Origin of the sequence: uncultured Holdemanella sp. (assembly GCF_934772795.1) — a bacterium.
In the GTDB taxonomy this organism is placed as follows: domain Bacteria; phylum Bacillota_I; class Bacilli_A; order Erysipelotrichales; family Erysipelotrichaceae; genus Holdemanella.
In genome coordinates this window covers 1-8,799 of record NZ_CAKVMR010000083.1, presented here as the reverse complement: position 1 = coordinate 8,799, position 8,799 = coordinate 1, and the positions used below count along the sequence as shown (strand labels likewise).

Sequence of the window (8,799 nt, the reverse complement as noted above, 5' to 3'; positions counted from 1 at the left end):
AGAAGTTAAGCACTTTCACGGCGACAATAGTTGGGCTTGCCCCTGCGAAGATAGCTAGCTGCCGGGTCCTTTTTTTTGCCTTTTCTTGCACATTATTTCACATATCATGAACAAATGTTTATGGTATAATAAAGTGCATAGGAGGTTTATTATGGACCAAAAGTATATAACAATACAAGGCGCTCGTGAAAACAACCTTAAAAATGTAAGTTTAAAAATACCTAAAGATAAATTAGTCATTATGACAGGCGTTTCTGGAAGTGGAAAAACTTCTCTAGCCTTCGATACCATCTATGCTGAAGGACAACGTCGATATATGGAATCTCTATCTGCTTATGCCAGACAATTTCTTGGTAATAGCGAAAAACCAGATGTTGATCAAATTGATGGATTATCACCAGCTATCGCAATCGATCAAAAGACAACATCTAACAATCCACGATCTACTGTAGGAACAGTTACCGAAATTTATGATTATTTACGTTTATTATATGCACGTATAGGCGTACCTTATTGTCCTGATCACCATATTCCGATTACTGGAAATACTATCAAAGAAATGATTGATAAAATCATGGAACTTCCTGATAAAACAAGATGTACAATTTTAAGTCCTGTTATTCAGGGAAAAAAAGGAACACATAAAGATTTATTAGAAAACTTAATGAAAGAAGGATATATTCGAGTTCGTATCGATGGTGAAATCAAGTATCTCGAAGAACTTGAACCTTTAGACAAAAACAAGAAACATTCAATTGATGTTGTTGTCGATCGAATTGTAAAGAGTGATGATCGTTCACGTTTTCATGATTCTTTAGAAACGGCACTAAAATTAAGTGATGGTTTAGCCATTTTATTAACGAACGAATCTGAAACTTTATTTTCAAGCAATTATGCATGTAAAGTTTGTGGTTTTTCTGTACCGAAACTAGAACCAAAATTATTTTCATTTAATGCTCCATTTGGAGCTTGTCCAGAATGCAAAGGACTAGGTATTACACAAAAAGTAGATCTATCTTTATTGATACCGGATGATACAAAATCAATTGCCCAAGGTGGCATTCATTATTATAAAAATATTGTAAATACAGAAAATCTTGAATGGCAAAGGATTCATGCGCTTATTAAATATTATGAAATAGACATGGATACTCCTCTCAAAGATTTACCTAAGAAGAAGCTTAACTATTTATTATATGGTTCAGATGTACCAATCGCATATCAATTGAATTCTCGTTCGGGAATCGTCTCAACGAAATTAGAATACATTGAAGGTGTTTGCCCTATGATTGAACGTAGATACATGGAAACTACTTCAACGATGTCGCGAGAGTGGTATGGCTCATTTTTGGCAGATGCGCAATGTCCAAAATGTCATGGTGCACGGTTAAATAAACAGGCATTATCAGTACTTGTGGGTGGAAAAAACATTTATGAATGGACACAAATGAGTATTAGTGAAGCTATAGATTTTATGGACCATCTAGAATTAACGCCAACACAAGCTAAGATTGCAGAGCTTGTAGTTAAAGAAATTAAGAATCGTCTTTCATTTCTAAATCATGTCGGTCTTAGTTACTTAACCCTAGACCGATTAGCATCCACTTTATCAGGTGGAGAAGCACAACGTATTCGTTTGGCTACACAAATTGGATCCCGCTTAACAGGTGTTATGTATGTTTTGGATGAACCAAGTATTGGTTTACACCAAAGAGACAATGACCGTTTGATTGGTGCGTTAAAAGATATGCGTGATTTAGGTAACACATTGATTGTGGTCGAACATGATGAAGACACAATGCGAGCAAGTGACTATATTGTGGATGTAGGACCTGGAGCCGGTGTGCATGGCGGACAAATCGTTGCAGCTGGAACTCCAGAAGAAATTATGCAGAATGAAAACTCAATTACGGGAGCTTATTTAAGTGGACGTAAAAGAATTGAAGTACCTGAAACGCGTCGCAAAGGTAATGGCAAGAAATTAAAGATTGTGAAAGCTAGCCAGAATAACTTAAAAAATGTGAATGTTACAATTAAACTAGGTACATTTACTGTCGTCACAGGGGTTTCAGGCAGTGGAAAATCTTCATTAGTTACGGAAGTATTAACACATGGTTTACAACATGCGCTAGGACGATTAAGAATTAAGCCGGGTGCCTGCAAAGAAATTCAAGGAATTGAAAACATTGATAAAATTGTAGAAATTGGGCAAGATCCAATCGGTAGAACACCACGTTCAAATCCAGCCACATATACAGGTGTATTTGATGATATTCGTGATTTATTTGCGCAGACAAAAGAAGCTAAAATGTTAGGCTATGACAAGGGACGCTTTTCGTTCAATGTGAAAGGTGGCCGTTGTGAAGCTTGTCAAGGGGATGGAATCTTACGTATTTCTATGCACTTTTTACCAGATGTTTATGTACCTTGTGATCAATGTGGTGGAAAACGTTATAATGAAGAAACATTACAAGTCCATTATAAAGGTAAGACAATAGCGGATGTATTGGATATGACAGTTGAAGAAGCATTGGAATTCTTCAGCAATGTTTCAAAAATCAAACATAAACTACAAACACTAAACGATGTAGGACTTTCTTATATCAAGTTAGGTCAAAGTGCTACAACTTTATCAGGTGGTGAAGCACAACGTGTTAAACTAGCAAGTGAACTTCAAAAGAAGGCAACAGGGAAAACATTATTTGTGCTTGATGAACCAACTACAGGCTTGCATAGTGATGATGTAAAGAAATTGATTGAAGTTCTACAACGCCTAGTAGAACATGGTGATACAGTATTAGTAATAGAGCACAATTTGGATGTGATCAAATGTGCAGATCAAATTATAGATATGGGACCTGAAGGTGGACAAGGAGGAGGTACTGTGATTTGTACGGGAACTCCAGAAAAGGTCGCTGCATGTAAAGAGAGTTATACAGGTCAATATTTAAAACCAATGTTAGAAAAAGGAGGAGACCATGGCAAAAGTAATTGTTCGTGATCTAGCTAAAAAATTCATGTGGACTATCGTGACTGGAGATTCAGACTCATTAAATCGTCCATTAACTTTGGCTGATACAAATCGTCCAGGATTAGAATTAGCCGGATATTTTCCGGATACACAAACAAAACGTCTTGTCGTGCTTGGGGATAAAGAAATAGGATATATCGAAGAGCAGATGGACGAAATATCTCAACGTCGTTCTTTTGAATTTTTAACAGGAGACAATACACCATGTATTGTGGTTGCACATGGACATGCATGTCCTCCTGTTTTAAAGGAAATAGCCGAGCGTAAAAACTTCCCTGTATTTAAAACAGAACATCAAACATCTCACGCAATTGTTAGTATCACAAACTATTTGGATGAATGTCTTGCAGAATCTGTAGTCATTCATGGAGAGTTAGTGCGTGTATTTGGTGTTGGTGTATTGATTACAGGTAGAAGTGGCATGGGAAAAAGTGAAATTGCCTTGGAACTTATCAAACGAGGCCACCAATTAGTTGGTGATGATCGTATTGATTGTTACAAAATACACGATGAATTGATAGGAAGAACGACACCTATGTTAGAAGGGTTCATGGAACTTAGAGGTGTTGGAATTATCAATATTTCTCGTATGTATGGAGTAGGAGCCATTGCCCATGAAACACAAATAGAATTTCAAATTGATTTAGAACCATTTAATGATTCTTATGAATACGATCGAGTTGGAATTGAAGAAAAAGAATACAATGAGATTTTAGGAATCAAAATTTTAAAGATGACGATTCCAGTTTCTCAAGGACGTCCGATGTCGTCTGTGATTGAAACAGCTGTGACAAACTTCTTATTGTTGAAAGATGGCTTAGATTCAGCTAAAGAATTTGAAGAGCGAGTGTTAGCACAAATCTCTGAGAATAAGAAGGAGGAATTCGATGCATCTGTTTCCAAACACTAGAATATTTGTTTCTTTTGGATCTTTAGAAATTGCTTGGTATGCCGTTTTAATTTTAACAGGCGCCTTATGTGCATATTTACTATGTCAAAGAACAATGAAAAAATGGGGATATGCACCTGAAGTTCTAGATGATTATGTAGTTCCTATGTTGTTTATTGGAATTCTAGGAGCTCGAGCATGGTATGTCATTTTTGAATGGAATTATTATTCTTCACACCTAAATGAAATTGTAGCCATTTGGAACGGTGGCTTGGCCATTCATGGTGGATTGATTGCAGGATTTATATTCAGTTTATATTTCTTTAAAAAACGTAAAATTTCATTTCTTAGAATGTTTGATTTGATTATGCCAACAGTGTTATTGGCACAAGCCTTTGGCCGTTGGGGAAACTTTATGAACCAAGAAGCCTATGGTGGTATTGTATCTGAGAGTTTTTATACTCACTATCCAGCATTTATTAAAAATCAAATGTTTATTGATGGAGCCTATCGTATGCCAACTTTCTTATTTGAAAGTGTATGTAATCTATTAGGATTCTTGTTTATTACATTTATTTTCCGTAAGTATTGGTGCAAAAGACGCGGTGATTGTGGATTTATGTATATGGTATGGTATGGAATTACGCGTTTTGTGATTGAAGGCTTGCGAACAGATTCTTTAATGGTACTTGGCCTTCGTACAGCTCAACTTGTATCTTTAGCCTTAATGGTTGTTGGTTGTCTTGGCTTAATGGGTGTATTTCATAAAGCATTTCACTGGAAAAAGAAACCGGTTGTTTTGTTTGATTTGGATGGAACATTGATTGATTCACAACAATTGGTTTTTGAAACCTTTAGAAGAGTTTTTAAAGAATTAAAACCCGACTATGAATTATCAAATGAAGAATTATATTCATTCTTTGGACCAACGCTAGAAGTAACTTTCTCAAAGTATTTCCCAGAAGATCAGGTACAAAGTATTATTGATCGTTATCAAGTAATCAATAAGGCTTTGCATAAAGATCTATTAAAGGAAGTGCCTCATGCCAAGGAAATGCTAGAGGGGTTAAAAGAAGAAAATATACAGTGTGCGGTAGTATCAAATAAGCGTATTGAAGTTGTGAAAAGAGGTCTTAAACAAGCTGGTTTAGATGGTTATTTCGAGGTTGTATTGGGAAAAGAAAATTTACCTGAACCTAAGCCAAGTGCATCTGGCTTGATTGAAGCATGCAACTTATTACATACTAGTCATGACGATTGTATTTATGTTGGTGATAATGTTGCGGATATTGTAGCCGCAAAAAATATGGCTGCCTATTCTGTGGGGTTTAGTGTAGATGAAAAACAACGTGAAGCCTTAGAAAAAGCACATCCATGTAAGGTCATCGATGATTTAATGCAGTTAGTACCATTATGTAAGGAGGATCGCATATGGAGCGACAATACGATTTGGTAATAGTTGGCGCCGGCCCTGCTGGTTTAAGCGCAGCATTATATGGTTCAAGAGCAGGACTTAAAACTTTGATATTAGAAAATGGAGCGCCTGGTGGAAAATTGATCAAGACAAATAAAATCAGTAATTATCCAGGTATAAAAAATATTGAAGGTACACAGTTGGCAATGGATATGTTTGAACAGGCAACATCTTTTCAAGCTGAGTACGCGTATGGTGAAGTTAATAAAATCGATAAAGATAAAAATGTATATTTGAGTGATGGAAATGTTGTGAAGGGTGAGGCTATCATTCTTGCGACAGGAACAAAGGAACGTTTATTGAATATTCCTGGTGAAAATGAAAATCTAGGACATGGTGTTTCTTTTTGTGCAGTTTGCGACGGTGCATTTTTTAGAGATAAAGATGTTGTAGTGATTGGTGGAGGAAACTCTGCGTTAGAAGAATCTATTTATCTTGCCGGGCTTGCGCGCAGTGTTACGATTGTGATTCGTAGAGACGTATTTAGAGCCGAGGAACATATTCAAAAACAAATTGAAGAGAATGCGAAGATTCATGTCATTAAAAAGCATATTCCTGTTCAAATTCTAAGTTTAGAAGGAAAAGTATCCGGTATTGAACTTGAAAATGTGGATACTCATGAAAAACAAGTTATTGAATGTTCAGGCATCTTCCCTTATGTTGGACAAGATCCAAATACGGATTGTGTACAAGATTTAGGTGTATTGAACGAACGAGGATACGTCTTAGTAGATGATGATCGTCAAACAAAAATTCCAGGAATTTATGCAGCAGGCGATGTCATTGACAAAAATTTAAGACAGGTTATTACGGCATGTAATGATGGTGCCATTGCAGCGCAGCATGCATTTCATAAAATAAAAGGAATTTAATAATCCAAGAAGCCAGGTGGAAACATCTGGTTTTAATTTACAAAAAAAGCATTTGAAACGGCTTACAATATGCTTGAAATCAGTCACTGAAAGTGATTTAATTAAGATAAGAAAAGGATTTGAGGTGTTATATTATGTTGCCTGAAGAAGCAATCAAAAAGGTAATGGATGCGTATTACCATATTACTGGATTAAGATGCTATTTCGTGCAAGACGAGACAGAAATTAGTAGTGCAAAAGAGAAAAACTTTTTTTGTAAATGCTTAAAAACAAGTTCATCTGCATTACGTCAATGTGATGAATGTACATTTGAAAACTATACAGCAGCTTTAAAATCGAACAAACCACAAAAGTATGCATGTCATGCAGGACTTGTTAAATGGAGTGTTCCTGTAGCTCTTGCAGATGTAAAAGGGGTAATTGTATCAGAAGGAGTTATCACAAAACAGCAAGGCTTAGAAGCAGAAGATTGGGTCAAACATTTGGCTGAAACATATAATGTTTCTAGACCCATACTTTTACATAACTACACAAAAGTGGTTGTGATGAATGAAGCTCAGGTAGAAGAAAGTATCGAATTGATGCAAGATCTATTAAAGTACTACAAAGCCGTAATCGAAGGTTAATTCCTTCGATTTTTTTTCTACATACAAAAAAAGCCAGCAATTTGCTGACTTAGTTATTGACTCCATGATGGAATATTGGAGTATCATCACTGATTGCTTTAAATACATAACCACGACTTCTATAGTTTTCAATGATGGCTGGCAAAGCTTCAACTGTAGAAGTTTTAGGACTTGAATCGTGGAATAACAACATAATTTGATCGTAGTTACAATTTGTTGAGTTATCCACAATCGTTTGAGCAGGTACGCTGTTTGAAGCGGCATCCCCACTAGAGCAGTTCCAGTCAAAGTATTCATAGCCTCTTTCATGTACCATACTATCTAGTTTTGACATAATACCCTGAGAGTAGTTGGCAGAAACCATATTGCTAGAACCACCAGGGAAACGAATATATTTTGGAGCTTTTCCTGTGATTTGTTTAACCATATCACTAATTTGTTGTAAATCATTAAAATATGCTTCTGTAGACGAGTATACCGTTGCATAATCATGCGTATATGTATGAAGTGCAATTGTATTACCTTGTTTTTCTGCTTTTCGAATGGAATCATTATATTTTTGATTGTTTCCAGTCACAAAGAATGTAGCTTTCGCATCATACTTTTTTAATATCTTTAATACTTTATCCGTATTTTCACTTGGACCATCATCAAATGTTAGATAAACAACTTTTGTAGGTTCCTCAACAACGACATTAATCTTTTTCTTAGTTTTATTTCCAGACCGATCCGTTGCCGTAACAGTTAATTTATAAGTGCCTTCTTTTTTGGTCTTAACTTTTGAAGAATCAATTTTGATTTTTGGATTTGAATCTAAATTATCTTTGACTTCAATATAAGATTTATAGTTCGGCTTTGAATCTGTATAGACACTAATTTTATCTGTGCTGATAACAGGTTTTTCAGTATCTTTTTTTAATGTAAGTGTCGCATCCTTCGTTGTGTAATTTCCATATGCATCTTTAGCTACGATAGTCACTGTTTGTTTTTCATCTTTAGTTACTTTATTTTTAAAAGATAAGGTTACTTTTGAATCATCTTCAACACTTTCTACAAAAGATTTTGGCTTTATATCTTCTTTTAAATCTGTTTTATAAGCTTTAACCTTTAGTTTTGGAGCCTTAGTATCTTTTACTGAAATTGTACACGTTTTTTTATAGTTTTTTAATTGATAAGTTACTGTATAGTTACCCACTTTTTTAGTGTCGATATTACTTGAAATTTGAACACTAGAATCCGAATGATAAAAGACTTGTTGAATGTTTGTCTTTGGATCATACTCATGATTGATTTCTACTTCTGGATTCGTAGAATATAATAATATTGGATTTTTAAAAGCATACCCCAACAAAAACAGCATGCAAATAAATAAAAAAGCGATCAAACTATTCCCAAAAGTATCTTTCCTTCTTTTATTTGTCATAGTTGACCCTCTTCTTTTTTTTGTATAAATAATAAAATTCCCTTAACATAATTATCCCCTTTTAAACTCTATATCTATTATACATGAAATATAAGGAATTGTTCTAAAGATTATGGTTCTTTTTTCTTGTTGTAGTTACTCATAAATTTTTATATATCAAGATTTTGGCTTCGGAACAAGGAAATTTAAAATGTGAAAAACTTCTAGAATATCACAAAAAATAAATTGTAGGGAACGACAAAAAGGGCTATCGTAATAGCCAATATTTTGGATTTGTATTTTGTTGTTGAATTATTTTTTACAATCATTTTATGATCGCATTCAGGGCAGTGCATCATATATTTTTCTTCAGGTTCATTTGGAAATAATTCATCAATCAACCATCTAGGTACTTCTTCTTCGTAACCGCATTTTGTACATTTCATCAATACATCTTTTTCTGTATGTTCTGTCATTTCTTTTGTCCTCCAATGGATTATATGTA

At 34.8% G+C, this 8,799-nt stretch carries 7 protein-coding genes; 5 read left to right on the top strand and 2 right to left on the bottom strand.

Annotated features, from left to right (window positions below):
- The first annotated feature begins 151 nt into the window (after positions 1-151).
- From uvrA to Q0F04_RS10815, 5 genes are all read left to right on the top strand, one after another.
- On the top strand, positions 152-3,001 hold the full coding sequence (gene uvrA / locus Q0F04_RS10835; RefSeq protein ID WP_295753211.1) for an excinuclease ABC subunit UvrA: 2,850 nt from the start codon (positions 152-154) through the stop codon (positions 2,999-3,001).
- The gene (hprK, locus tag Q0F04_RS10830) at positions 2,979-3,941 is read left to right on the top strand and encodes an HPr(Ser) kinase/phosphatase (protein WP_295753210.1); all 963 of its coding nucleotides are present in this window, start codon (positions 2,979-2,981) and stop codon (positions 3,939-3,941) included. Before uvrA ends, hprK begins: the two co-directional genes overlap by 23 nt.
- Complete coding sequence (gene lgt, locus Q0F04_RS10825) at positions 3,919-5,376, top strand: prolipoprotein diacylglyceryl transferase (RefSeq protein ID WP_295753208.1); 1,458 nt, start codon at positions 3,919-3,921, stop codon at positions 5,374-5,376. Before hprK ends, lgt begins: the two co-directional genes overlap by 23 nt.
- Positions 5,352-6,266: a thioredoxin-disulfide reductase gene (trxB, locus tag Q0F04_RS10820; protein ID WP_295753206.1), complete on the top strand. Its 915-nt coding sequence runs from the start codon at positions 5,352-5,354 to the stop codon at positions 6,264-6,266. Before lgt ends, trxB begins: the two co-directional genes overlap by 25 nt.
- A 134-nt stretch (positions 6,267-6,400) precedes the next feature.
- Positions 6,401-6,892 carry a PocR ligand-binding domain-containing protein gene (locus Q0F04_RS10815; protein WP_295753204.1) on the top strand — a complete coding sequence of 164 codons (492 nt, stop codon included), beginning with the start codon at positions 6,401-6,403 and terminating at the stop codon, positions 6,890-6,892.
- A gap of 49 nt (positions 6,893-6,941) precedes the next feature.
- Here Q0F04_RS10815 and Q0F04_RS10810 read toward each other — a convergent pair whose 3' ends face one another.
- Both Q0F04_RS10810 and Q0F04_RS10805 read right to left on the bottom strand, forming a co-directional pair.
- On the bottom strand, positions 6,942-8,315 hold the full coding sequence (locus Q0F04_RS10810) for a polysaccharide deacetylase (RefSeq protein WP_295753201.1): 1,374 nt from the start codon (positions 8,313-8,315) through the stop codon (positions 6,942-6,944).
- Positions 8,316-8,518: 203 nt separating this feature from the next.
- Positions 8,519-8,770, bottom strand: coding sequence for a hypothetical protein (locus tag Q0F04_RS10805; protein ID WP_295753200.1), 252 nt, complete (start codon positions 8,768-8,770; stop codon positions 8,519-8,521).
- Positions 8,771-8,799: the final 29 nt, after the last annotated feature.